The organism is Halomonas sp. SSL-5 (assembly GCF_030708455.1).
Lineage (GTDB): Bacteria > Pseudomonadota > Gammaproteobacteria > Pseudomonadales > Halomonadaceae > Halomonas.
Genome location: NZ_JAUYWF010000013.1, coordinates 1 through 24,202 on the forward strand (window position 1 = coordinate 1; position 24,202 = coordinate 24,202).

Genomic DNA, 24,202 nt, shown 5'->3' on the forward strand with positions numbered 1-24,202 from the left:
CTGGTCCTCGGACCCCCTCTCCGACCTGTCCCCGGCGCCTTTCGCTATCACCGCATGGCTAACTGCGATAGCCCTGGTCACCCGGCGTCGCTGCCGTATTCACCCGCGGATTCATTCACCTGGCCGCTTCTGGCCGCTGGCCCGGGCGGCCATGCCGGCAACGATGACGGCGACCCCCTCATCGATCAGCTGTGCCTGGCTCCTGCCGCTGGCGCGCCGTGGCTTCCAGTCGTGGTCGCCATCCTCCAGCCAGTGCAGTCGCACGGTGTCGGGCAGCGCATAGCCCGCCACCTCATCACGCGTGCCGAAGGGGTCGCGAGTGCCCTGCACCACCAGGGTGGGGCAGGCGAGCCGCGGCCAGTGATCCAGGCGCAGCCGCTCGGGCTTGGCGGGGGGATGGAAGGGGTAGCCGCACAGCACCAGACCCGCTGCACCGTCACGGGCGGCGAGCAGGCTGGCCACCCGCCCGCCCATGGATTTGCCGCCCAGCCACAGGGGTGGCAACCCGGGGTGTGACAGAAGGTCGCACCAGGCCGCCATCTCCTCGACCAGGCGGTCGACGCGCGGCGGGGGGCGCCGGCGACCTTCGCGGCGCATCTGCTGGAGATAGCCGAACTCGATGGCCAGGGTCTGGACGCCGCCTTCGGCCAGGCCGGCGCGCAGCCGTTGCAGGAACGTGGAATCCTGGCCCGCGCCCGCGCCATGGGCGATAAGCAGTCGACCGACAGTGGCATCGCCGCTCACCTCGAGAGGGCCATCGGGCAACCACCAGTGGCCATGCTCGCCCCTCATCAGTCGCTTGCGACACTCGGCCTCGGTAATGGGCTCATGATACTGGCAGGCATAATGCGACAAGGGATCTCCTTGTGAGTTCGACGATTACGCCGATTGGCGTGTTCAGGATATTGCCCGGCTGGGGTAGAATCCTTCGCGAATTGACTTGGATCATCCTCAGGGAGGCCGCGTCCGTGACAAACTGACGCAGCTTTATCTCCTACCGCGTTCGATGGGAACCCGACATGAGCACAGCACTTGAACACCCGACCTACAACTACAAGGTAGTTCGGCAGTTCGCGATCATGACCGTGGTCTGGGGCATCGTGGGCATGACACTCGGTGTCATCCTCGCCGCCCAGCTGGTCTGGCCGCAACTGAACCTCGATCTGCCCTGGACCAGCTTCGGCCGCCTGCGCCCGCTGCATACCAACGCCGTGATCTTCGCCTTCGGCGGTTCGGCGCTGTTCGCCACCTCCTACTACGTGGTGCAGCGGACCTGCCAGACCCGGCTGTTCTCCGACCGCCTCGCCGCCTTCACCTTCTGGGGCTGGCAGGCGGTGATCCTCTCCGCGGTGGTCTCCCTGCCGCTGGGCATGACGACCACCAAGGAGTATGCCGAGCTGGAGTGGCCGATCAATATCCTGATCGCCGTGGTCTGGATCAGCTATGCCATCGTCTTCCTGATGACCATCAAGCGCCGCCAGACCTCCCATATCTATGTGGCCAACTGGTTCTTCGCCGCCTTCATCCTGACCGTGGCGGTGCTGCATATCGTCAACAATGCGGCGATCCCGGTCACCGCCATGTATTCCACCTCCATCTACGCCGGCTCCATCGATGCCATGGTGCAGTGGTGGTACGGCCACAACGCGGTGGGCTTCTTCCTGACCGCCGGCTTCCTGGGCATGATGTACTACTTCGTGCCCAAGCAGGCCGAGCGTCCGGTCTACTCCTACCGGCTCTCCATCGTCCACTTCTGGGCGCTGATCATGGTCTACATGTGGGCCGGCCCGCACCACCTGCACTACACCGCCCTGCCCAACTGGGCCCAGTCGCTGGGCATGATCATGTCGATCATCCTGCTGGCCCCCTCCTGGGGCGGCATGATCAACGGCATGATGACCCTGTCCGGCGCCTGGCATAAGCTGCGCACCGACCCGACCCTGCGCTTCCTGGTGGTGGCCCTCTCCTTCTACGGCATGTCCACCTTCGAGGGCCCGATGATGGCGGTGAAGACCGTCAACGCCCTCTCCCACTACACCGACTGGACCATCGGCCACGTGCATGCCGGGGCACTCGGCTGGGTGGCGATGATCACCATCGGCTCCATGTATCACCTGATTCCGCGCCTGTTCGGCCGCACCGAGATGCACTCGGTGAACCTGATCGCCGTGCACTTCTGGCTGGCGACCATCGGCACCGTGCTCTACATCGCCTCCATGTGGGTCAACGGCATCCTGCAGGGCCTGATGTGGCGCGCCATCAACCCCGACGGCACCCTGATGTACACCTTCGTCGAGGCCGTCGAGGCCAGCGGCCCGGGCTACATCGTGCGCCTGATCGGCGGCTTGTGCTGGGTCACCGGCATGCTGATCATGGCCTACAACGTCACCATGACCGTCAAGCGCGGTGAGGGTGCTCGCCAGCCGCTTCCGCAGACCGCCTGAGCCTACAGGGAACGAGACTTCCAATGAGACACGAGATCGTCGAAAAGAATGTCGGACTGCTCGCCGTGCTGATTCTGGTGGTGATCAGTTTCGGCGGCCTGGCCGAGGTGGTACCGCTGTTCTTCCAGAAACAGACCACACAGCCGGTGGAGGGCCTCGAGCCCCTCTCGGCCCTGGAACTGGAAGGCCGCGATATCTACCGCCGCGAGGGCTGCGTGGGCTGCCACTCCCAGATGGTGCGCCCGTTCCGCGCCGAGACCGAACGCTATGGCCACTACAGCGTGGCCGGCGAGTCGGTCTACGACCACAACTTCCTGTGGGGCTCCAAGCGCACCGGCCCGGACCTGGCCCGTGTGGGCGGCCGCTACAGCGATGACTGGCACCGCGCCCACATGTACAACCCGCGTGACGTGGTGCCCGAGTCGGTGATGCCCGCCTATCCCTGGCTGTTCGAGAACACCCTCGACGGCGAGGCCACCCCGAAGAAGATGCGCGCCCTGCGTGCCCTCGGCGTGCCCTACACCGACGAGCAGATCGAGAACGCCACCGGCGAGGTTCGCGGCGAGCAGGAGATCACCGCGCTGATCGCCTACCTGCAGCAGCTGGGCACCGTCCTCAAGGGCAACTGATCATGGATAGCGGCACCGTAAGCGGCATCGTCACCGGCATACTGATCGTGGCCTTCATCGGCATCACGGCGTGGGCCTACTCGAAGCGGCGCAAGCCGGACTTCGACGAGGCGGCCCACCTGCCCTTCGCCGACGATGACGAACAACCCAACCGTGACACGAGCGCCTCGGCGAACGGGGCCGATTCCCGCAAGAACGGTTCTTGCAAGAGCAAGGGAGACAGGAACACATGAATAATCTCTGGGGTGACTCCCTTTCCGGGTTCTGGAGCGCCTGGATCATCGTCATCACGCTGGGCTCCATCGGAATTGCGTTCTGGCTGCTCTACGCCAACCGCAAGACCGACAAGACCCCCGATGCCGAGGGCAATGTGGATACCACCGGCCATGCCGCCGATGGCATCGAGGAGTACGACAACCCGCTGCCGCGCTGGTGGTTCCAGCTCTACGTGGGCACCGTGATCTTCGCACTGGGCTACCTGGTGCTCTACCCGGGCCTCGGCAACTTCGCCGGCGTGCTGGGCTGGAGCCAGGAGGGACAGTGGGAGGAGGAAGTGGCGCGTGCCGAGGAGCGCTTCACGCCGATCTTCGCCCAGTACGAGGAGGTGCCGATCCCCGAACTCGCCCAGGACGCCGAGGCGATGCAGGTGGCCGAGCGCATCTATCTCAACAACTGCGCGGTGTGCCACGGCTCGGGCGCCCAGGGCGGTTACGGCTTCCCCAACCTGACCGACGACGAGTGGCTCTATGGCGGCGAGCCGGAGAACATCCTGGCGACCCTCAACAACGGTCGCAATGGCCTGATGCCCTCCTGGCAGCAACTCGGCCAGGAGAACATCGAGAACGTCACCCAGCACGTGCTCGCCCTCTCCGGCAACGAGCATGACGCCGAGCGTGCCGAGAGCGGTGCGGCGACCTTCGCCTCGGTGTGTGCGGCCTGTCACATGCCCGACGGCACCGGCAACCAGGCACTCGGCGCGCCCAACCTGACCAACGATATCTGGCTCTACCAGCAGCCCGGCCAGAGCGTCGCGGACTCCGTGCGCCAGACCCTGCGCAACGGTCGTAACGGCCACATGCCTGCCCAGGCCGCCTATATCGGCGAGGAGCGCGTCCACCTGGTGGCCGCCTACGTCTACAGCCTGCGCGACCAGGACTGAGGCGACCTCCCATCGGGTGCAGCAAGGGTGCGACTCCAGGTCGCACCCTTTCTCGTTTGTGCAGCGCATCGATACAATGGATCCACCTTCCTGACGCGAGCCCGCCATGAGCGACAAGATTCCGACCCACGATGTCACCCCGGATCCCGTGGCGCATCACACGCCGCAGGAAGCCGTCACCCATGAGATGTACGCGAGCCGCCGTCACATCTACGTGCGCGAGATAAAGGGGGTCTTCCAACGCCTGCGCCGCGGCTCCAATTGGGTACTGATGCTGGCCTTCTTCCTCCTGCCCTGGGTGCCCTGGGGCGACCGGCCCGCCATCTGGTTCGACCTGCCCGGCCGTGAGTTCCACATCTTCTCGGCCACCTTCTACCCCCAGGAGTTCATGCTGCTCTCCTGGCTGCTGATCATCTGCGCCTTCGGCCTGTTCTTCATCACGGTGTTCGCCGGCCGCGTCTGGTGCGGCTACACCTGCCCGCAGAGCGTCTGGACCTTCCTGTTCATCTGGGTGGAGCATCGCCTGGAGGGCTCGCGCAACCGCCGCATCAAGCTCGACAAGCAGGCGATGAACGCCGACAAGCTGTGGCGCAAGGGCGCCAAGCATGCCATCTGGCTGGCCATCGCCCTGGCCACCGGCACCACCTTCGTGGGCTACTTCACCCCCATCCGCGAGCTGGTGGTGGAGCTGCCCACGCTCCAGGCCCATGGCTGGTCCTACTTCTGGGTCGGCTTCTTCCTGGTCTTCACCTACCTCAATGCCGGCTGGCTGCGCGAGCAGGTGTGCATCTACATGTGCCCCTACGCCCGTTTCCAGTCGGTAATGTTCGACCGCGACACCCTGATCGTCTCCTACGACGAGGCCCGCGGCGAGCCCCGGGGCGCACGCAAGAAGAGCCTCTCCCATGCCGAGGCCCGGGAGGCCGGCCACGGAGACTGCATCGACTGCGACCTCTGCGTGCAGGTCTGCCCCACCGGCATCGACATCCGCGACGGCCTGCAGTACGAGTGCATCACCTGTGCGGCCTGCATCGATGCCTGCGACAGCGTGATGGACAAGATGGGCTACCCCCGGGGCCTGATCCGCTACACCACCGAGAACGCCCTGGAGGGCAAGCCGACCCATATCCTGCGTCCGCGCCTGATGGGCTATCTGGCCGCCCTGCTGGTGATGATCGGGCTGTTCGCCTGGACCGTGGGGGACCGCACACCGCTCTCCTTCGACGTCGAGCGAGACCGCAACCGCCTGTTCCAGACCACCGCCGAGGGCAACATCAGCAACAGCTATGCCATCACGGTGCGCAACATGGACGGCGAGGACCATGTATACCGCCTGGAAGCCAGCGGCCTGGCGGGGCTCACGCTGGACACCGACCGCATCCGGGTGCCGGCCAGCGACTCGCGCCAGCAGGTGGTGACCATCACCGCACCGGCCGATGCCATCGAGCAGCCCAGCCACGCCATTACCCTGCGGCTGACCGCCGAACAGTCCCCCGATATCAGCCTGGAGCGCGAGGCGCGCTTCCTCGGCGACCTGCGGAGATAAGATGAACGAAGATATCAAGCCCTGGTACAAGCAGTTCTGGCCCTGGTTCCTGATCGGGCTGCTGCTGTCGTCGATCACCTTCAGCCTGATCTACCTGACCCTCTCGATCCGCTACTACGATGGCTCGGTGGGAGGCGACTACTACGAGCGCGGCCTGGCCATCAACGAGCAGCTGGCCAAGCAGGAGCACGCCCAGGCGCTGGGGCTCAGCGCCCGCCTGCGGGTCGACAACCGCACCGGGGATGTGGTCATCGACCTGGCCGGCCCGCGCCAGCCGGAACGGCTGCACCTGGCGTTGATCTTCCCCACCGACAGCGACTTCGACCACGAGCTCACCCTCGCGCACGTGCGCGAGGGGCGCTACGTCACCACCCTGGACGAGCCGCTGCGCCACCGCTGGTACCTGCAGCTGCAGCCCGAGGCCGGAGAGGGGGCCGAATGGCGGCTGACCGGCGAGGCGAGCTTCCCCAGCGACGACGAGGCGACCCTGGAACCGGGCCTCTAGCCCGACGCCTGCGACATGACGAGCGATACCGCCGACACCTCCCGCGACGCGCCCTGCTATCACTGCGGCAACCCGGTGCCCGCCAGGGCACCCTGGTCGATCACCCTGGACGACACCCGCCATCCGCTGTGCTGTCCCGGCTGCGAGGCGGTGGCCCACGCCATCGTCGATGGCGGGCTGGCCAGCTACTACCGCTTCCGCACCGAGCTGCCGGAGCGCCCCGATGATCGTGACGCCGCCCGGGCCGAGACCTGGGCGGTATTCGATGACGCCGGGCTGCAGCGCCAGTTCGTGCACCCCGAGGGGGACGACAGCGGCCGCGTCCACGCCAATCTGGCGGTGGATGGCATCACCTGCGCCGCCTGCGCCTGGCTGATCGAGCACCGTCTCAACGCCCTTCAGGGCATCGCCGCAAGCGCGGTCAACCTCACCCACCACCGGGTACGCGTCAGCTGGGACCCGAGCCGGGTCAAGCTGTCCCGGATCCTCGCCGAGATGGCCGCCATCGGCTACCAGGCCCAGCCCTGGGAGCCCGACGAGGCCCAGGCGCGACTGCAGCGCGAGGAGCGCATGACCGTGCGCCGCCTGATCGTCGCCGCGGTGGGCATGGCCCAGGTGATGATGTTCTCGATTCCCATCTACGTGGCCGGCCCCGGGGAGATCAGCGAGGACTTCCTCGCCCTCTTCCACTGGCTCTCCTTCGCCCTGGCCACCCCGGTAGTGTTCTTCTCCGCGCTGCCCTTCTTCCGCAACGCGCTGCGTGACCTGCGCACCCGGGTGCTGGGCATGGACGTACCGGTCTCCCTGGCCATCGGCGGCGCCTACCTGGCCAGCGGCTATGCGGTGATCAGCGGCCAGGGGGAGGTCTACTTCGACTCGGTGGCGATGTTCACCTTCTTCCTGCTCTTCGGGCGCTACGTGGAGGCCCGCGCCCGACGCCGCAGCGGTCATACCGGCAACGCCCTGGCCGGCGCCCTGCCCCCCTCGGCGATCCGCCTTACCGCCGCGGGCGAGGAGCGCATCCTGCCCGCCGGCGAGCTTGCCGCCGGCGACCGGGTGCTGGTCAAGCCCGGCCACACCGTGCCCGCCGACGGCGTGGTCGAGGAGGGCGAGTCGAGCCTCGACGAGTCGATGCTCACCGGCGAGTACCTGCCCGTGACCCGCCGCGTCGGCGACACCGTCACCGGCGGCAGCCACAACATGGAGAGCCCGCTGGTGGTGCGTGTGACCCATGCCGGCCGTGACGCCCGGGTCTCCGGCATCGTCGACCTCACCGACCGCGCCTTCGCCAGCCGCCCTCGGCTGGCCCAGATGGCCGCACGCATGGCCCACCACTTCGTGCTGCGACTGCTGTTCGTGGCCCTGGGCGTGGCCATCGTGTGGTGGTTCATCGACCCGTCACGCGTGCTGTGGGTCACCCTCTCGGTGCTGGTGGTGACCTGCCCCTGCGCCCTGGCCCTGGCGACCCCCACTGCGCTCACCGCCGGCCACGGCCAGCTGCGCCGCCGCGGGGTACTGGTCACCCGCGCCGACGCCATCGAGGCCCTCTCCCAGGTCGACCGGGTGATCCTCGACAAGACCGGCACCCTGACCACCGGTCGCATGAGCCTGGTGGAGACTCGCCCGCTGGGCAAACTCGACGAGGCCCCGGCGCGCTCCCTGGCCGCCGCCCTGGAGGCACGCTCCGAACACCCCATCGCGCGCGCCTTCCACCCCTACCGCGATGCAGGCCGACACGCCGAGCAGGTCACCAGCCGCCCGGGCAAGGGCCTCGAGGGATGGCTGGGCGGTCGCGCCTGGCGGCTGGGCCGCGCGGACTTCGCCGCCCCCGAGGCGGCCCCGGCTGCCCCCGGAGATGGCCAGTGGCTGCTGCTGGCCGAGGCGGGTGAGCCGCGCTGCTGGTTTCGCCTCCAGGACCAGGTGCGGGAGGACGCCGCCGAGACGGTGGCCAGGCTGCAGGCGCTGGGCCTGGCCGTGGAGCTGCTCTCCGGCGACACCCCCGAGGCCGCCGAGGGCCTGGCCCGCCGGCTGGGCATCGCGACCTGGGAGGGCAGCGCCAGCCCGGAGCGCAAGCTCGAGCGCATCCGCCAGTGTCAGGCCGCAGGCGAGCGGGTCGCCATGGTCGGCGACGGCATCAACGATGTGCCGGTGCTGGCCGGCGCCGACGTGGCCATCGCCATGAATGGCGCCACCGACCTGGCCCGCACCAGCGCCGATGCCATCCTGCTCAGTCCGCGCCTCTCCCGCATCGCCGAGGCGGTGGAACTCTGCCGCGCCACCCGTCGGGTGATGCGCCAGAACATGCTATGGTCGGTGATCTACAACGCCTCGGCGATGCCGCTGGCCGCCATCGGCATCGTGCCCCCCTGGCTGGCCGCCATCGGCATGTCGGCAAGCTCCCTGGTGGTGGTCGGCAACGCCCTGCGCCTCAACCGCTTCCGCAGCCGCCCCCCCGACACGCCCGCGCCGCCGGCCGTCGCGACCTCGGAGGTCAACCCGTGAGCATTCTCTACCTGCTGATTCCGCTGTCGCTGATCCTGCTCGGCCTGGCCGTCTGGGCCTTCTTCTGGGCGGTGAAGCACGACCAGTTCGAGGACCTGGAGGGGCCGGCCTACCGCATCCTCTTCGACGACGACGAGAACGACCGCCCCGCCGAGCGGCGCCCCCCCGAAGAGGCCGACGACACGACGCCGCCGGACCGTGACCCCGACGACGAGAAGCGCTGATGGACCCTACCGGACTCGACCTGCCGCCCTTCGCCGCGGCCTTCGTCTTCGGCCTGCTGGGCGGCGCTCACTGCATCGGCATGTGCGGCGGCATCATGAGCGCGCTCTCCTTCGCGGTGCCCCCCAGCATGCGCTCCCCGGTGCGCCTCTCCGGCCTGCTGCTGGGCTACAACCTGGGCCGCATCGCCAGCTACATGGTCGCCGGCGCCCTGGCCGCGGCGCTGGGCACCCTGCTCTCGCTGACCGCTCCCGCCCGCCTCATCCTGCAGGGACTCGCCGCGCTGATGCTGATCCTGATGGCGCTGTATATCGCCGACTGGTGGAAGGGACTGCTCAGGGTCGAGGCCGTCGGCCGGCGCCTGTGGCGCCACCTGGAGCCGATCGGACGCCGGCTGATGCCGGTGGTCAGGATCCCCCAGGCCGTGGCGCTGGGCGCGGTGTGGGGTTGGCTGCCCTGCGGGCTGGTCTACTCCATGCTGGCCTGGAGCCTGGCCATGGCCGACCCGCTACAGGGCGCACTGCTGATGGGCGCCTTCGGCCTCGGCACCCTGCCGGCACTGCTGGCCACCGGGCTCGCCGCCCGCCAGCTGGCCGGCCTGATTCGCCACCGTGCCACCCGCAGCATCGCCGCGCTGTCGATCATCGCCTTCGCCCTCTGGCAGCTGTGGCAGCTGCTCCCGGGAGGCGGAACTCACTCCGGCTGACGGCTATTCCACGCGGGATTGACGCAGCTCAACGCTTGCCGGGCCGCGGCGCCCTAGCATGGGGAGTATGTTAACGACCCGGAGTCGCCCCATGTCCGTTCACGCCAAGCGCACTGCCCCCTTCGGGGCCTCGAGTCCGCCTCGAGAGCCGCTGCCCGGTGCGGGCGATCTGGTATCGGCCGCGGAGGTCGCCTATCCCGCGCCCCACCACTATCTCGAGAGCGTCGGCGCCCCGGCGCTGGAGTCGGCCCTCGCCGAGCGTCCGGCCGAGGCCCCCCTGGCGGTCAAGGTGCGCCTGCCCTTCTGCCGTCACGCCTGCCGCTTCTGTGCCAGCCAGTGCGTGCCCTCCCGCGACAGCCGCCAGGCAGAACCCTACCTGTCGCGGCTCGACCGCGAGATGGTGCTGGCCCGGCGACGGCTCGCCGGCCTGCCCGCGGTAACCCGCCTGCACTGGGGTGGCGGGACGCCGACGTTCCTCGCCCTGGACCAGATGAGCGACCTCTTCGACCGTCTGGACGCCCGCCTGGGGCTCTCCGGCGCGAGGGAGCGCGACTTCAGCATCGAACTCGACCCTCGCGAGGCCGACATGCTCACCCTGCGACACCTGCAGGCGCTGGGCTTCAACCGCCTGCACCTGGGCGTGCAGGAACTCGACTCCCGGGTGCAGCAGGCCATCAACCGCATCCAGCCCCGGGCACTGACCGAGGCGCTGGTCGACGAGGCCGACCGCCTGGGCTTCCGGGAGCTGACCCTGTCACTGATGCTCGGCCTGCCCCTCCAGACTCCCCAAGGCCTCGCCGACACCCTCGACCAGGTGATCGGCATGGCCCCGGCACGCATCCGGCTCCACCGCTACGACCACCGTCCGGAGCGTCACCTGGCCCAGCGTGCCATTCACCGCGACTGGCTACCCGACGCGGCGACGCGCCGGCGGCTGCTGGCCGAGGCGCGTGGGCGCCTGGACGCTGCCGGCTACGTGCATATCGGCCTCGGCCTCTTCGCGCGTGGCGACGACCGCCTGGCCCAGGCCCGGGCCAGCGGCACCCTGGGGCATGGCCCGCTGGGCTTTACCCAGGACACGGCCGGCGACCTGCTGGGGCTCGGCATGGGCGCCACCAGCCGCATCGGCGAGCTCTGGGTACGCAACACCGACAGCCTGACGGGATACGAGGGAGCCCTGGATGCCAGCCGCCTGCCCACTGCACGCGGCATCCGCCTGACGGCCGACCAGCAGCGTCACCGGGCGACCCTCGAGGCGCTGCTCTGCGGCCGCTCCATCGACCCCGCCCCCCTGTCGACAGGCGCCGACCTCGAGATGCTGTGTGCCGAGGGGCTGGTCGACCTCTCGGCCGGCCGCGTGGCACTGACCGCCGAGGGACACTGGCGGCTACCCCGCCTGCTCGCCGTACTCTCCGTCCCGCCCACCTGCCTCTCCGCCCCACCAAGCCCCTGACGAGCCAACCGGCGTGGGCTCACTCTCCCTCACCCTGCCCCAGGGCAATCGCAGTTAGCCATGCTGCGATAGCGAAAGGCGCCGGGGACAGGTCGGAGAGGGGGTCCGAGGACCAGGGACGGCCGAGGTAGCGTACAGGGAGGTATTCATAGCGCCCCCTCAAAGGCCTGTCGCCGGGGAAGCCTTGAGCGGTGTCGCCATCTGCGATAGCCCTGCACCCTGCCCAGGGTGGTTTGCCCTGCCCGCGCTTTGCTCCATAATGTGGCCATGACTTCCATCAACAAGGACATGGCCATGGCGGACACCCTCACCGGCCGGCGGCAATCCGTGCTGCAGGAGACACGCTGTCAGACCTGCAGCCTGAGCTCCCTCTGCCTGCCACTGGCGCTGGAGGTGGAGGACATGGACCAGTTCGACGCCATCATCCGGCGCCGCGCGCCGCTCAAGAAGGGCGAGGCACTGTTCCGTCAGGACACCCCCTTCACCAGCGTGTTCGCGGTTCGCTCGGGCAGCCTCAAGCAGGTGACCACCGAGGGCAGCGGCGAGGACCAGCTGACCAACTTCTACCTGCCCAGCGAGCTGGTGGGCCTCGACGGCATCGACGAGCAGCACTACCCGGGCACCGTGGTGGCGCTGGAGACCACCACCGTCTGTGAGATCCCCTTCGACCGCCTGGATCATCTCTCGGAGTCGCTGCCGGAGCTGCGTGGCCAGCTCTACCGCAGCATGAGCAAGGAGCTGCGTGACGACCGCCGCATGATGCGCCTGCTGTCGCGCAAGACCGCCGACCAGCGCCTGGCCAGCTTCTTCACCAGCCTCTCCGAGCGCTTCCGCCGCCGCGGCTACTCCCCCTACAGCTTCCGCCTCTCCATGTCCCGGGCCGATATCGGCAACTACCTGGGCCTGGCGGTGGAGACGGTGAGCCGCATCCTCGGCCGCTTCCAGACCCAGGGGCTGGTGGCCGTCTCCGGCCGCGAGGTGAACATCCTCGACCTGCCGGCACTCACTCGCCTGGCCGAGGAAGAGGGCGCGCACTGAAGCTCGAAGCTCGAAGCTCGAAGCTCGAAGCTCGAAGCCAGGCTGACCCAAATCGCCCCCGTGACTCGATCGGTCACGGGGGCGATTCTCTTACCGCTCAAGGCGTGCAGCGCCGGGCGAAGCCAGACCCTTCCAGCTTCCAGGCGCGAAGCGCCACTCTTCCAGCTTATAGCTCTTGCTGGATATCGATCCGCCTGGCCTGCATCTTCGCCTGCTTCTCCTCCAGCCCGGCGAAGTCGAACAGCTCACGGTCGGCCAGCTGTGACGGCGCCACGTTGGTCACTGCCTTGAACATGCTCTCCAGGCGCCCGGGGTGCTTCGCCTCCCACTCCGCCAGCATCTCCTTGACCACCTGGCGCTGCAGGTTGGGCTGGGAGCCACACAGGTTGCAGGGGATGATCGGGAAGGCCATCTGCCGGGCGAATTCGGCGATATCCGCCTCGCGGCAGTAGGCCAGCGGCCGAATCACCAGGTTCCGGCCATCATCGGAGAGCAGCTTGGGCGGCATCGCCTTGAGGCTGCCGCCGAAGAACATGTTGAGGAACAGCGTCTCGAGGATATCCTCGCGGTGGTGGCCCAGGGCGATCTTGGTGGCACCGATCTCCTCGGCGAAACCGTACAGGGAGCCGCGTCGCAGCCGCGAGCAGAGCGCACAGGTGGTCTTGCCTTCCGGCGTCTTCTCCTTGACCACCGAGTAGGTGTCGCGCTCGAGGATGTGGTACTCGACGCCCGTGCCCTCCAGGTACTCGGGCAGCACGTGCTCGGGGAAACCGGGCTGCTTCTGGTCGAGGTTGACCGCCACCAGCGAGAAGTCCACCGGGGCATTGCGCTGCAGGCTGCGCAGGATCTCGAGCATGGTGTAGCTGTCCTTGCCGCCGGAGAGGCAGACCATCACCCGATCCCCCTCGTGGATCATCCCGTAGTCGATGATCGCATTGCCCACCTGGCGCCGCAGGCGCTTGTGCAGCTTGTTGAACTCGCGCCGCGTCCCGGCGTCATTCGCCTCCGGCGTGGCGTGGGCGGCGGAGGGAGGGGTCTCGGGTGCGGCTTGGCGCTCGCGGGGATCGAAGGTCACGGCGTCTTGCATGGGTCTTGGCGCTGCCAGTGCGGGCGAAAATGGAGAGGCGCCATCCTACCATCGGTGGCGCCCTCAGGCGACGCCGAAGCCCTCAGGCGAGCTGGTCGCCGGCGTCGAGGCAGCGTTCCAGGCGCAGGAACATCAGCGCGGTGGTCACGGCGTCGCCAAGAGCCGTGTGGCGCCCCATGACCGGCACGCCCAGGCGCTCCGCCACCCGCTCGAAGCGCGGCTGGCCCTCGATCTCCGGGTGTCGACGACGCAGCCGGCGCCGCCACAGCTGGGCCACGTCCACGGTGGCGTTGGGCAGCTCGAAGCCGAAACGCGGGCGCAGCTCGCGGTTGAGGATCGCCAGGTCGAACCCCAGGTGCCAGCCCACCAGCGGGCGATTGCCGACGAAGTCGAGCAGCCGCTCCAGGGCCGCATCGAGGCTCTCGCCGTTATCGAGATCCATGCCGCGCAGGCCATGGATGCGGATGGAGTCGCCGGTCAGCGAGTCGGGCCGCCTCAGGCGCAGATCCAGGGAGTCGCTGGTCAGGATGCGGTCGCCACGCACCCGCACCGCGGCGATCGACACCAGTTCGGCACTGCGGGTATCCAGGCCGGTGGTCTCGGTGTCGATCACCACCATCTCGTCGCCGGTATAGGGGTGAAACAGCCAGGCGTACTCGCCGTTGGCATGGCGTCGTCGGTCCGCGACGCGCCTCAGGACCTTGAGCATGACGGGCTCCTTGTGTCGTTGTCGTTCCGTCGGTTCATGAGTATTCCAGGTGGAAGCGATGCGAGAGGCGCTGCTTGAAGTCCTTGACGATATGCAGCGCCTCGCGCAGCAGGTCGCGCTCCAGCGACGAGAGTTCCTGGACCACGACACGGTCGGGGTTACGGCTCTCGTCATCGTCCTCGCGTCGAGTCAGCTGCTGCTTGAGGCGCAGCTCGGTGAACAGCGACAGCGCCTCGGCCAGGTCCTCGGCGAAGCGCGGCTCCAGGCGGCCGTCGGCGGCCAGGGCCTCCAGGCGCTCCAGGGTCGAGGTGGGCCGGATGCCGCGCTCCAGGGCCATCACCCGCACGCCGTGGACGATGGGAAAGATGCCGCCCTTCTTGATGTCGATGCCGTGCTGGGGCCGCTTGAGCGAGCCAAACAGGGTCAGCGGCGTGGAGAAGCGCAGGATGGTGCGGGCGAAGTAGGAGAGCAGCAGCTCGTTGCCGGCACACTGGGCGAAGAGGTCGTCACGCACCCGGTCGAGCAGCGCCGGATTGCCCGCCACCGCATGGGAGTCGAGCATGATCGCCAGCTTCATCAGGCTATCGCCGTCGCGGGCCTCGATCCAGCGGGCGATGCGCCGCTTCCACTGGCTGACCGTGCCCACCCAGTCGGCGTTGGAGACCATGATATTGCCGGGACAGGGCGGGTAGCCCAGCTCGATCAGGGTGTCGGTCAGGCGCTGCATCTGCTCGGCGCAGTCGGGCCAGTCCAGGTCATCGGCCAGGATCAGGCCGTTGTCCTGGTCGGTCTTGAGGATCTGTTCGCCGCGGCCCTCGCTGCCCATCACCATCAGACAGCTGCCGGCGTGGTAGCGCTCATCGACCAGGAAGCCCCAGGCCTTGTTGATGATGCGCCCGTTGAGGGCCGCCAGCAGCCCCATGGCGAAGCGCAGCTTGACCCCCTGGGCCATCAGCGCACTGACCAGCTCGGGCGTGCGGCGGCTGGCGGCGGCCAGCGCCTCGAGGCTATCCGCTTGTTCCACCTGCAGGCTGACCACGTAGCTGCGGCTGGAGAAGTAGCTGAGCACGTCGGTCAGCTCCACCACGCCCACCGGGGCCTCGCCCTCCATCACCACCACCCGCTCCACCTTGTGGCGGGTCATGATCACCAGCGCCTCGAACAGGTACTGCCCCGGCGCCACGGTGATCAGCTCGGCCCGCCCCAACCCCTCCAGGGGGGAGTCGCGGCCGCGCTCGTCCACCACCAGGGCATTGAGCAGGTCGGTCTTGGTGATCATGCCGTGGCCGCCATCACGCGCCACCAGCAGCGAATCGGCGCGCCTCTCGTTGATGGTGGCCACCGCCTCGGCGATGGTCGTGGCGGCGGGCACCACCAGCGGCTCGCGCATGCACTCGTCCACCGCCGCCAGCATGAAGCCGGCCATGGTCACCCCGCCCTCGGCGCGCTGCTCGGTAAGCAGGCGGGCCTTGTGGGCCAGCGTCTGGCGGAAGAACTCGGCGAACGGCGGATAGTCGTCGCAGAGCTCGAGAAACAGCGCCTTGGGCAGCAGGTAGCAGAGGCTCTCCTGCTCGGCGCGGAAGCGATAGCGGCTCTTGCCGTTGAGGATGCTGATGGCACCGAACAGGTCGCCCTGGGTGTAAAGACCGATGCGCTCCCGGGCCGCAGGCTGGGTGGTATCGATCTCGGCCACCTCCCCCTTATGGATCAGGAACACGTACTCGCCGGGTTGGCCGGCCTCGAGGATGATCTCGTCGCGATCGAAGTAGGCCAGGTCAACACCCTGACGCACGCGCTCGCGACCGGCGTCGTCGAGCAGCGTGAACGGCGGCTGGGAAAGATCGAGATCGACCATGGCTGGACCTCACGGATCGACCACCGCTGCGAGGAAGCTCCCCCGGGAGTCGCTCGGCGGCGGCCCGGGGCTCCTTCAGCGGAGGCATTGTTATTGGTGTCCGCAGGCGTGATCGGCAGTCGACGAAGCCGATGACACATCGGTACTTGTCCGGAGCATAACAACGACGACGCCTCGCCGATAAGCTAGACGATCGTATCGACCGGTCGCCGCTTAGACCATTGTCCTATCCCTCCCTTTCAGCCTAGACAAAGGTCCAAGGAGAGCAGGATATACCATGGTGTTATCCCGCCACCGACCCTCGTGTCATTTCATGAAAACAATTACAACAACTCACTGAAATATATGTATTTTTATAAAATACGCTGAATAACTTTATTCTCATGATACGAAAGTCTGGGATTCATTTTTGTCCCTCATTGACCACTATCCACCTGCATCATGCAGGGCAATCGCACGACACCAATGCGCCTCTAGGCCGGGGGCGTGCGATTGCCCTGGTGATCCCTCAACCCACGACTGCACAAGTTCCCTAGCTCAACAACAAGTGGAGAGCCTGACATGGCAGAAGAGAAAGTCGACTCAACCGAGTACTGGAAGGCCAACGTGCGCCTGATCGCTGGCTGCCTGGTCGTCTGGGCCTTCGTCTCCTACGGCTGCGCCATCCTGTTCCGGCCGCTGCTCGCCGGCATCCCGGTGGGCGGTACCGACCTGGGCTTCTGGTTCGCCCAGCAGGGTTCGATCCTGACATTCATTTGCCTGATCTTCTTCTACGCCTGGCGAATGAACCAACTCGACAAGAAATTCGGACTCGGGGAGTAAGACAGCATGAGTCAATTTGCCATCAACCTGCTGTTCGTAGGGGCCTCGTTTGCCCTCTACATCGGCATCGCGATCTGGGCCCGAGCGGGCTCGACCAAGGACTTCTATGTGGCGGGCGGCGGCGTCCATCCGATCACCAACGGCATGGCCACCGCCGCCGACTGGATGTCCGCCGCGTCGTTCATCTCCATGGCCGGCCTGCTGGCTTCCGGCGGCTATGCCAACTCCACCTTCCTGATGGGCTGGACCGGCGGCTACGTCATCCTGGCCATGCTGCTGGCGCCCTACCTGCGCAAGTTCGGCAAGTTCACGGTGCCGGACTTCATCGGTGACCGCTTCTACAGCAACGCCGCACGCCTGGTGGCCGTCATCTGCCTGATCGTCGCCTCGGTGACCTACGTCATCGGCCAGATGACCGGTGCCGGCGTGGCCTTCTCGCGCTTCCTCGAGGTCTCCAACACCTGGGGCATCTGGATCGCGGCCTTCATCGTGTTCCTGTATGCGGTATTCGGCGGCATGAAGGGCATCACCTACACCCAGGTGGCCCAGTACATCGTGCTGATCATCGCCTACACCATCCCGGCGGTGTTCATCGCCATGCAGCTGACCGGCAACCCGATCCCCATGTTCGGCATGTTCAGCACCCACACCGAGTCCGGCTTGCCGCTGCTGGAGAAGCTCGACGATGTGGTCAACGCCCTGGGCTTCCGCGACTACACCGCGGACGTCGACAACAAGCTCAACATGGTGCTGTTCACCCTGTCGCTGATGGTGGGTACCGCGGGTCTGCCCCACGTCATCATCCGCTTCTTCACCGTGCCCAAGGTGGCCGACGCTCGCTGGTCCGCCGGCTGGGCCCTGGTGTTCATCGCCCTGCTCTACCTCACCGCCCCGGCCGTAGGCTCCATGGCGCGCCTGAACCTCGCCACCACGGTCTATCCGGAGATGGCCGGCCAGGTCGAGGACTACGAGGCCGCCGCCAGCAATGCGCTGGTCTACGAGGAGCGCCCGGGATGGATTCGCACCTGGGAGGAGACCGGCCTGATCCAGTTCGAGGACAAGAACAACGACGGCCGTGTGCAGCTCTACAATGACGCCAACGCCGACTTCGCCGATACCGCCGAGGCACGCGGCTGGGAAGGCAGCGAGCTGACCGTCAACAACGACATCCTGGTACTCGCCAACCCCGAGATCGCCAACCTGCCCCCGTGGGTCATCGGCCTGATCGCCGCCGGCGGTATCGCGGCTGCGCTCTCCACCGCCGCGGGCCTGCTGCTGGCCATCTCCTCGGCGATCAGTCACGACCTGATCAAGACAATGATCAATCCGAAGATCACCGAGAAGGGCGAGATGCTGGCGGCACGTATCTCCATGGCGGGCGCCATCCTGCTGGCGACCTACCTGGGCCTCAACCCGCCGGGCTTCGCCGCCCAGACGGTGGCACTCGCCTTCGGTATCGCCGGTGCCTCGCTGTTCCCGGCGCTGATGATGGGGATCTTCTCCAAGCGGGTGAACAACAAGGGCGCCGTGGCAGGCATGCTGACTGGCCTGATCGCCACCCTGCTCTACATCTTCACCTACCTGGGCTGGTTCTTCATTCCCGAGACCAACATGCTGGCCAACACCCCGGACAACTGGATCCTGGGCATCTCGCCGCTCTCCTTCGGCGCGGTGGGTGCGATCTTCAACTTCGCGGTGGCCTACCTGGTGTCCACCGCCACCGAAGAGCCCCCGCAGGAGATCCAGGACCTGGTGGAGAGCGTCCGCTATCCCAAGGGCGCCGGTGCCGCAACCGACCACTGACGTCTCGGCACCTTCTGGGCCATAATGGCCCCCTGGCCCGGCTCGCCGGGCCAGTCAACTCCCTACCGATCGGGCTTCCCTTGGGAAGCCCGATCTCTTTGAGCACCGATCTCTTCAAACACGATCTCTTGACATAAGGGTGAATCATGATTTGGCACTTGATTGGGGCGATCTTTGCCGGCCTCGGGGCGGCGGGCATCGGCCTGCTGCTGCGCAAGGTCAGTGGCAAGCGCCTGCCGCGCTGGATCATCCCCGCCCTGGGCGGCCTGGGGATGCTCGGTTACCAGATCCAGACGGAGTACAGCTGGTACGAGCACAAGCGCTCGCTGCTGCCGGACAGCGCCCGCGTCGTTCAGGTCGAACAGGACGCCATGTTCTGGCGCCCCTGGACCTACCTCTTTCCCATGACCACCGCCTTCAGCGTGGTCGACGAGCAGGGCATGACGACACAGCGGCAGGATGGCGAGGCGCGCGTCGAGTTTCTGCTCTACCGCTTCGAGAAGCAGGTCCAGGACCGCGTCACGACCCAGGCCTGGCTGATGAACTGCACCACCCGCGAGACCCTGCCCCTGGCGGGGGAGGAACGCGAACCACAACTGGACGCCATGCGTCGCCTGACCGCGGAGGCCCCGCTCTACCGCGCCGTCTGTGAGGACGCCGACTGAGCCATGCGCCTGCCCTCCGGCGCAGCATTGCCCTAGAATGGGCGGCGACACCCAGGGAGGAAGCTCATGTTCTCAGGCTGGCTGCTGGTCGCCGCATCGTTGCTCTACATCGTCGTGCTGTTCGGCATCGCCTGGCGAGGTGATCGCCATGCCCGGCGCCACGGAGCCAGTCAGCGGCGCCCCATCATCTACAGCCTGGCGCTGGCCATCTACTGCACCTCCTGGACCTTCCATGGTGCGGTAGGCCAGGCCGCCAGCGGCGGCTGGTCCTTCGCCAGCATCTATGTGGGCCCGATCCTTACCTTCCTGCTGTTCTGGCCGGTCCTGGCCAAGATGATCCGGGTCGCCAAGCACCAGAACGTCACCTCCATCGCCGACTTCATCGCCTCGCGCTACGGCAAGACCCAGTCGCTGGCGGCCTTCGCCAGCCTGGTGGCGCTGATCGGCACCCTGCCCTACATCGCCCTGCAGCTGAAGGCCGTGTCCACCTCCTTCAGCGTGCTCACCGCCGACAGCGACATCACCCGCGCGCCGCTGTTCGCCGATACCGCCTTCTATGTGGCGCTGGTGATGGCCGCCTTCGCCATCCTCTTCGGCACCCGTCACACCGATGCCACCGAGCACCACGAGGGGCTGATCCACGCCGTGGCCTTCGAGTCGCTGGTCAAGCTGCTCGCCTTCATGGCGCTGGGGGCCTATGTCACCTGGGGCATGTTCGATGGCCTGGGCGACCTGCTCACGCGTGCCGAGACCCAACTGGAACTGCAGCGCCAGCTGGCCCAGCAGGACTTCGGCCAGAGCTTCTGGGCCCAGACCCTGCTCGCCATGCTGGCCATCCTCTGCCTGCCGCGCCAGTTCCACGTGGCGGTGGTGGAGAACACCCACCGCGATGACGCGCGCACCGCACGCTGGCTGTTCCCGCTCTACCTGCTGGCCTTCGCGTTCTTCGTGGTGCCGCTGGCCGCCGCCGGCCTGACCCTGTTCGCCGGCAGCGACGTGGAGCCGGACACCTATGTGCTGGCCCTGCCCATGGCGGCGGACAGCGCCTGGCTGACCCTGCTGACCTTCATCGGTGGCTTCTCGGCGGCCACCGGCATGGTGATCGTCGCCGCCGTGGCGGTGTCGATCATGATCTCCAACGAGATCGTGATCCCGGCGCTGTTCCGGCTGCGCTGGTTCGACACCAAGGCCCGCGACTACGGCCGCCTGGTGCTGCGCGCGCGGCGCATCACCATCGGTGCGGTGCTGGCCATGGCCTACGGCTTCTACCAGTTGATCGGCGAGTTCACCTCCCTGGCCTCCATCGGCATGCTCTCCTTCGCCGCCGCCGGCCAGTTCGCCCCGGCGCTGATCGGCGGCCTCTACTGGAAGCGTGGCAACCGCCTGGGGGTGATCGTCGGCATGAACGCCGGCTTCGCCATCTGGGCCTACAGCCTGCTGATGCCGGCGATGATCGGCGCCGACGTGCTGCCCGCCGACTGGCTGGCCGGCGGCCCTCTCGGCGTGGCCTGGCTCTCCCCCACCTCGCTGTTCGGCCTCAACGTCGGCGACGGCTTCACCCACGGCGTGATGCTGTCGCTGGGGGTCAACCTGTTCTGCTACATCTTCGTCTCCCAGGTCACCTCCCAGCGGGTGGTGGAGCGCATCCAGGCCTCGCTGTTCGTCGATAGCGTCGAGACCCGCCAGACCTCGGTGAACCGCCCCTGGACCGGCGCCACCACCGTGGGCGACCTCAAGGTGCTGTGCGAGCGCTTCCTGGGCGCCAACCAGGTCGGCCGTGCCTTCGACGACTACGCGAGGCGCAGCGGCAAGCCGCTGGAGGATGGCACCCGCGCCTCCATCGACATCATCCAGTTCACCGAGCGCTTCCTGGCCTCGGTGCTCGGCGCCTCCTCGGCACGCATCGTGGTCAACTCGGCGCTGCAGGGGCGCGGCATCGGCATCTCCGATGTCATCTCCATCGTCGACGAGGCCTCCCAGGTACTCGAGTTCAACCGCGCCCTGCTCCAGGCCACCATCGAGAACATCAACCAGGGCATCAGCGTGGTCGACCAGAACCTCCGCCTGGTGGTGTGGAACCAGCGCTACCTGGAGCTGTTCCGCTTCCCCGACCACCTGATCCGGGTCGGTGCGCCGATCGACAAGATCTTCCGCTACAACGCCCACAACGGCGAGTACGGGCCCGGCGACCCCGAGGAGCATGTCCAGCTGCTGCTCGACAACATCCGCGAGGGCCAGCCCCACCGCTACGTGCGCTATCGCCAGGACGGCAGCGTACTCGAGGTCCAGGGCAACCCCATGCCGGGCGGCGGCTTCGTCTACACCTATCAGGACATCACCCAGCAGAAGCGCATCGAGGAGGCGCTGATTCGCTCGGAGAACAACATCCGTATCTACACGGACAATGTGCCCGCGCTGATCGCCTACTTCGACAAGGAGTGCCGCTACCTCTTCACCAACCGCGCTTACGAGCAGGCCTTCGGCATCGACCGCAATGCGGTGATCGGCAAGCGCGTCCAGGCGGTCATCCCGCCCGAGATGGCCCTGGAGCGGGAGCAGTGGATCGAGCGCGCCCTGGCCGGCGAGCGGGTCAGCTTCGAGGTCTCGATCCGCCTCCCCGAGGGGCGCCGCTACATGCTGGTGACCTACACCCCCCACTTCGGCGACAGCGGCGCAATACTCGGCTTCTTCGCCCTCTACCAGGACATCACCGAGCGACGCCAGGCGGAGATCGCCCTCAAGGAGACCAACGAGACCCTGGAGGAGCGCGTACGCGAGCGCACCCAGGCGCTCTCCGAGGCCAACGCGGCACTGCGCCAGGAGAACCGGGTACGTGCCGAGGCGGAGCAAGCGCTGCGCCAGGCCAAGCAGCTGGCCGAGGATGCCAACGCCTCCAAGACCCGCTTCCTGGCCGCGGCCAGCCACGACCTGCTGCAGCCGCTCAACGCCGCCCGTCTGTTCACCTCGGCGCTCTCCCAGGAGATGGACGCCAGCGACATGAAGCGCACCATCGGCCATATCGACGGCTCGCTGCAGGCCGCCGAGGAGCTGCTGGGCACCCTGCTCGACATCTCCAAGCTGGATGCCGGCGCCCTCACCCCCCGGCGCAACCACTTCGCGCTGGCCGACATCATCCGTCCGCTGCGTGCCGAGTTCGAGGTGATGGCCGAGAATCGCGGCCTCGACCTGATGGTGGTGCCGACCGCCGCCTGGGTCGACAGCGACCCTCAGATGCTGCGTCGCATCGTGCAGAACTTCCTCTCCAACGCCATCCGCTACACCCAGGAGGGACGGGTGCTGCTGGGCTGTCGCCGCCAGGGGGGCCGCCTCTCCATCCAGGTGTGGGACTCGGGCCCCGGGATTCCCGAGTCCAAGCAGGCGGAGATCTTCCAGGAGTTCCGCCGGCTCGACCAGGCGTCGCGCCACAAGGAGAGCGAGAAGGGGCTGGGGCTGGGGCTGTCCATCGCCGACCGCATGAGCCGGGTGCTCGACCATCCCATCACGGTGCGCTCCCGGGAAGGCCGAGGCACCATGTTCGCGGTCAGCGTGCCGGTCGTCGCCGCCCAGACGCCAGCCCAGCAGGCCGAGGAAGCGGCCTCGCCACGCCGCGCCGGCAACAAGCTGGTCGGCACGCGCATTCTCTGCATCGACAACGAGACGCTGATCCTCGAGGGCATGAAGGCGATGCTCTCCGGGTGGGGCTGCGAGGTCTTCACCGCCACCAGCATCGGCGGCGCCAAGTCGGTGCTGCGCCATCTCGACGGCGACCCGGACGCGATCCTCGCCGACTACCACCTGGACAACGAGGTGACCGGACTGATGGCCCTGGAGGCCCTCGCCGAGCGGCTGGAGGACGCGGTGCCCGGCATCGTGATCACCGCGGACCGCACCGAGGAGGTGGCCGAGGAGGTCAAGCGCATGGGCTATCAGCTGCTGCTCAAGCCGGTGCGCCCCGCCGCTCTGCGCGCCCTGCTCACCCGCACCCTGCAGGCCAGTCGAGCGGCGCAGTAGGACAAGCTACAAGGAGCAGAACCGTCACAGTCGGGTGGCTCGCTCGAGGCTGTTCCGGCGACTGGTCTTCGAGGGGGCGCTGTAAATACCTCCCTGTACGCTACCTCGGCCCTGCGGCGCTCTCGCATCCCGCTCCGCTTGCAGGTCCGGTGCTGGCCATCCTTGGCCAGCCCGTTCGAAGCGGTGCTTCTCACCCCTGGTCCTCGGACCCCCTCTACGACCAGTCTCCGGCGCCTCTTGCTATACGTAGCTCCGAGAGAACTGAAGCAAGAGACGACCGGATCACGTCCTTGAACGCAAGAAACCCACCTTTCGGTGGGTTTCTTGCGTTTCCTTGAAGCTTGCGCCTTGGCGCTTGTAGCTCGACGCTAAGACTGCACCTTGGGCGGCTCGACCTCGAGCTTCTGGGCGGCGATCACCGCCTGGGTGCGCGAGTGCACGCCCAGCTTGCGCAGGATGGCGGTGACGTGGGCCTTGATGGTCGCCTCGCTGACGCTGAGCTCGTAGGCGATCTGCTTGTTGAGCAGCCCCTCGGTCAGCATGTTGAGCACCCGAAACTGCTGCGGGGTGAGGGAGGCGATCGCCTCGGCGAACTTGGTCTCCTCCTCGTCGGCATCGCCGATCGAGGCGGCCAGCTCCGCCGGCAGCCACACCTCTCCCTCGAGGATCTCGCCCACCGCCTCGGCGATCAGCTGCAGCGAGGAGGACTTGGGGATGAAGCCGGAGGCACCGTAGTCGATGGCCCGGCGCACCACATGGGGCTCGTCGCTACCCGAGACCACCGCCACCGGGATGTCCGGGGTCTGGCCACGCAGCTGGATGAGGCCCGAGAAACCGTGGGCGCCCGGCATGTGCAGGTCGAGCAGGATCAGGTCGGCGTCGGGGTGGCGAGTCACCACCTCGGCGGTGGCCTCCATGGTGTCAGACTCGACGATCTCGGCCTGGGGCGCCAGCTGACGCAGTGCCTGGGTCAGGGCTGCGCGGAACAGCGGATGGTCATCGGCGACGATGAATTTCTGGGCAAAGGCCATGGATTCTCCTCCGGT

General features: G+C 67.4%; 20 protein-coding genes. 15 read left to right on the forward strand and 5 right to left on the reverse strand.

The genetic code is table 11. The annotated features are described in order from the left end of the window. Positions 1 to 111: 111 nt before the first annotated feature. Positions 112 to 792, reverse strand: coding sequence for an alpha/beta fold hydrolase (locus RAN53_RS14735; protein ID WP_305797639.1), 681 nt, complete (start codon positions 790 to 792; stop codon positions 112 to 114). Between the two features lie 227 nt (positions 793 to 1,019). Between RAN53_RS14735 and ccoN the strand changes: the two genes are divergently transcribed. The 11 genes from ccoN (at position 1,020) to fnr (ending at position 12,204) form a co-directional block, all read left to right on the forward strand. Next, complete coding sequence (gene ccoN, locus RAN53_RS14740; protein WP_305797557.1) at positions 1,020 to 2,444, forward strand: cytochrome-c oxidase, cbb3-type subunit I; 1,425 nt, start codon at positions 1,020 to 1,022, stop codon at positions 2,442 to 2,444. Positions 2,445 to 2,467: 23 nt separating this feature from the next. Then, entirely contained in the window at positions 2,468 to 3,073 is a 606-nt protein-coding gene (gene ccoO, locus RAN53_RS14745; protein ID WP_305797558.1) for a cytochrome-c oxidase, cbb3-type subunit II, read from the forward strand. A 2-nt stretch (positions 3,074 to 3,075) separates the two neighbouring features. After that, positions 3,076 to 3,306 (forward strand): cbb3-type cytochrome oxidase subunit 3, encoded by a 231-nt coding sequence (locus RAN53_RS14750; RefSeq protein WP_305797559.1) that lies wholly within the window; start codon positions 3,076 to 3,078, stop codon positions 3,304 to 3,306. Further along, the gene (gene ccoP, locus RAN53_RS14755; RefSeq protein ID WP_305797560.1) at positions 3,303 to 4,232 is read left to right on the forward strand and encodes a cytochrome-c oxidase, cbb3-type subunit III; all 930 of its coding nucleotides are present in this window, start codon (positions 3,303 to 3,305) and stop codon (positions 4,230 to 4,232) included. Before RAN53_RS14750 ends, ccoP begins: the two co-directional genes overlap by 4 nt. A gap of 106 nt (positions 4,233 to 4,338) precedes the next feature. Then, complete coding sequence (gene ccoG, locus RAN53_RS14760) at positions 4,339 to 5,778, forward strand: cytochrome c oxidase accessory protein CcoG (RefSeq protein ID WP_305797561.1); 1,440 nt, start codon at positions 4,339 to 4,341, stop codon at positions 5,776 to 5,778. 1 nt (position 5,779) lies between these two features. Then, positions 5,780 to 6,283, forward strand: a complete 504-nt coding sequence (locus RAN53_RS14765) for a FixH family protein (protein WP_305797562.1) — start codon at positions 5,780 to 5,782, stop codon at positions 6,281 to 6,283. 15 nt (positions 6,284 to 6,298) lie between these two features. Continuing rightward, positions 6,299 to 8,785: a heavy metal translocating P-type ATPase gene (locus tag RAN53_RS14770; protein WP_305797563.1), complete on the forward strand. Its 2,487-nt coding sequence runs from the start codon at positions 6,299 to 6,301 to the stop codon at positions 8,783 to 8,785. After that, the gene (gene ccoS, locus RAN53_RS14775; RefSeq protein WP_305797564.1) at positions 8,782 to 9,009 is read left to right on the forward strand and encodes a cbb3-type cytochrome oxidase assembly protein CcoS; all 228 of its coding nucleotides are present in this window, start codon (positions 8,782 to 8,784) and stop codon (positions 9,007 to 9,009) included. The genes RAN53_RS14770 and ccoS overlap by 4 nt, the downstream gene beginning before the upstream one ends. Next, the gene (locus RAN53_RS14780; RefSeq protein WP_305797565.1) at positions 9,009 to 9,713 is read left to right on the forward strand and encodes a sulfite exporter TauE/SafE family protein; all 705 of its coding nucleotides are present in this window, start codon (positions 9,009 to 9,011) and stop codon (positions 9,711 to 9,713) included. The genes ccoS and RAN53_RS14780 overlap by 1 nt, the downstream gene beginning before the upstream one ends. A 91-nt stretch (positions 9,714 to 9,804) precedes the next feature. Then, complete coding sequence (locus RAN53_RS14785) at positions 9,805 to 11,166, forward strand: radical SAM protein (protein WP_305797566.1); 1,362 nt, start codon at positions 9,805 to 9,807, stop codon at positions 11,164 to 11,166. 294 nt (positions 11,167 to 11,460) lie between these two features. Continuing rightward, positions 11,461 to 12,204 (forward strand): fumarate/nitrate reduction transcriptional regulator Fnr, encoded by a 744-nt coding sequence (gene fnr, locus RAN53_RS14790; RefSeq protein WP_305797567.1) that lies wholly within the window; start codon positions 11,461 to 11,463, stop codon positions 12,202 to 12,204. 166 nt (positions 12,205 to 12,370) lie between these two features. Here the strand turns inward: fnr and ttcA are convergent, their stop codons facing one another. The 3 genes from ttcA to RAN53_RS14805 form a co-directional block, all read right to left on the reverse strand. After that, on the reverse strand, positions 12,371 to 13,291 hold the full coding sequence (gene ttcA, locus RAN53_RS14795) for a tRNA 2-thiocytidine(32) synthetase TtcA (protein WP_305797568.1): 921 nt from the start codon (positions 13,289 to 13,291) through the stop codon (positions 12,371 to 12,373). Between the two features lie 82 nt (positions 13,292 to 13,373). After that, positions 13,374 to 14,000, reverse strand: a complete 627-nt coding sequence (locus RAN53_RS14800) for a 3'-5' exonuclease (protein ID WP_305797569.1) — start codon at positions 13,998 to 14,000, stop codon at positions 13,374 to 13,376. Between the two features lie 34 nt (positions 14,001 to 14,034). Then, positions 14,035 to 15,855 carry a putative nucleotidyltransferase substrate binding domain-containing protein gene (locus RAN53_RS14805; protein ID WP_305797570.1) on the reverse strand — a complete coding sequence of 607 codons (1,821 nt, stop codon included), beginning with the start codon at positions 15,853 to 15,855 and terminating at the stop codon, positions 14,035 to 14,037. Positions 15,856 to 16,416: 561 nt separating this feature from the next. On the opposite strand from RAN53_RS14805, the gene RAN53_RS14810 reads away from it, so the two are divergent. From RAN53_RS14810 to RAN53_RS14825, 4 genes are all read left to right on the forward strand, one after another. Beyond that, the gene (locus RAN53_RS14810; RefSeq protein ID WP_161431234.1) at positions 16,417 to 16,677 is read left to right on the forward strand and encodes a DUF4212 domain-containing protein; all 261 of its coding nucleotides are present in this window, start codon (positions 16,417 to 16,419) and stop codon (positions 16,675 to 16,677) included. A gap of 6 nt (positions 16,678 to 16,683) precedes the next feature. After that, on the forward strand, positions 16,684 to 18,480 hold the full coding sequence (locus RAN53_RS14815; RefSeq protein ID WP_305797571.1) for a sodium:solute symporter family protein: 1,797 nt from the start codon (positions 16,684 to 16,686) through the stop codon (positions 18,478 to 18,480). A 146-nt stretch (positions 18,481 to 18,626) separates the two neighbouring features. Next, positions 18,627 to 19,145 carry a hypothetical protein gene (locus tag RAN53_RS14820; RefSeq protein WP_305797572.1) on the forward strand — a complete coding sequence of 173 codons (519 nt, stop codon included), beginning with the start codon at positions 18,627 to 18,629 and terminating at the stop codon, positions 19,143 to 19,145. Positions 19,146 to 19,211: 66 nt separating this feature from the next. Beyond that, entirely contained in the window at positions 19,212 to 23,156 is a 3,945-nt protein-coding gene (locus RAN53_RS14825; RefSeq protein WP_305797573.1) for a NahK/ErcS family hybrid sensor histidine kinase/response regulator, read from the forward strand. Between the two features lie 368 nt (positions 23,157 to 23,524). On the opposite strand, the gene RAN53_RS14830 is transcribed toward RAN53_RS14825, so the two are convergent. Next, a complete protein-coding gene (locus RAN53_RS14830; RefSeq protein ID WP_305797574.1) occupies positions 23,525 to 24,187 on the reverse strand; it encodes a LuxR C-terminal-related transcriptional regulator in 663 nt (220 codons plus the stop codon). Positions 24,188 to 24,202 lie beyond the last annotated feature (15 nt).

Bases quoted from the DNA above. Each gene is read 5' to 3' on its own strand.
- RAN53_RS14735 (WP_305797639.1), bottom strand. From the start codon at position 792: ATGAGGGGCGAGCATGGCCACTGGTGGTTGCCCGATGGCCCTCTCGAG.
- ccoN (WP_305797557.1), top strand. From the start codon at position 1,020: ATGAGCACAGCACTTGAACACCCGACCTACAACTACAAGGTAGTTCGG.
- ccoO (WP_305797558.1), top strand. From the start codon at position 2,468: ATGAGACACGAGATCGTCGAAAAGAATGTCGGACTGCTCGCCGTGCTG.
- RAN53_RS14750 (WP_305797559.1), top strand. From the start codon at position 3,076: ATGGATAGCGGCACCGTAAGCGGCATCGTCACCGGCATACTGATCGTG.
- ccoP (WP_305797560.1), top strand. From the start codon at position 3,303: ATGAATAATCTCTGGGGTGACTCCCTTTCCGGGTTCTGGAGCGCCTGG.
- ccoG (WP_305797561.1), top strand. From the start codon at position 4,339: ATGAGCGACAAGATTCCGACCCACGATGTCACCCCGGATCCCGTGGCG.
- RAN53_RS14765 (WP_305797562.1), top strand. From the start codon at position 5,780: ATGAACGAAGATATCAAGCCCTGGTACAAGCAGTTCTGGCCCTGGTTC.
- RAN53_RS14770 (WP_305797563.1), top strand. From the start codon at position 6,299: ATGACGAGCGATACCGCCGACACCTCCCGCGACGCGCCCTGCTATCAC.
- RAN53_RS14780 (WP_305797565.1), top strand. From the start codon at position 9,009: ATGGACCCTACCGGACTCGACCTGCCGCCCTTCGCCGCGGCCTTCGTC.
- RAN53_RS14785 (WP_305797566.1), top strand. From the start codon at position 9,805: ATGTCCGTTCACGCCAAGCGCACTGCCCCCTTCGGGGCCTCGAGTCCG.
- fnr (WP_305797567.1), top strand. From the start codon at position 11,461: ATGGCGGACACCCTCACCGGCCGGCGGCAATCCGTGCTGCAGGAGACA.
- ttcA (WP_305797568.1), bottom strand. From the start codon at position 13,291: ATGCAAGACGCCGTGACCTTCGATCCCCGCGAGCGCCAAGCCGCACCC.
- RAN53_RS14800 (WP_305797569.1), bottom strand. From the start codon at position 14,000: ATGCTCAAGGTCCTGAGGCGCGTCGCGGACCGACGACGCCATGCCAAC.
- RAN53_RS14805 (WP_305797570.1), bottom strand. From the start codon at position 15,855: ATGGTCGATCTCGATCTTTCCCAGCCGCCGTTCACGCTGCTCGACGAC.
- RAN53_RS14810 (WP_161431234.1), top strand. From the start codon at position 16,417: ATGGCAGAAGAGAAAGTCGACTCAACCGAGTACTGGAAGGCCAACGTG.
- RAN53_RS14815 (WP_305797571.1), top strand. From the start codon at position 16,684: ATGAGTCAATTTGCCATCAACCTGCTGTTCGTAGGGGCCTCGTTTGCC.
- RAN53_RS14820 (WP_305797572.1), top strand. From the start codon at position 18,627: ATGATTTGGCACTTGATTGGGGCGATCTTTGCCGGCCTCGGGGCGGCG.
- RAN53_RS14825 (WP_305797573.1), top strand. From the start codon at position 19,212: ATGTTCTCAGGCTGGCTGCTGGTCGCCGCATCGTTGCTCTACATCGTC.
- RAN53_RS14830 (WP_305797574.1), bottom strand. From the start codon at position 24,187: ATGGCCTTTGCCCAGAAATTCATCGTCGCCGATGACCATCCGCTGTTC.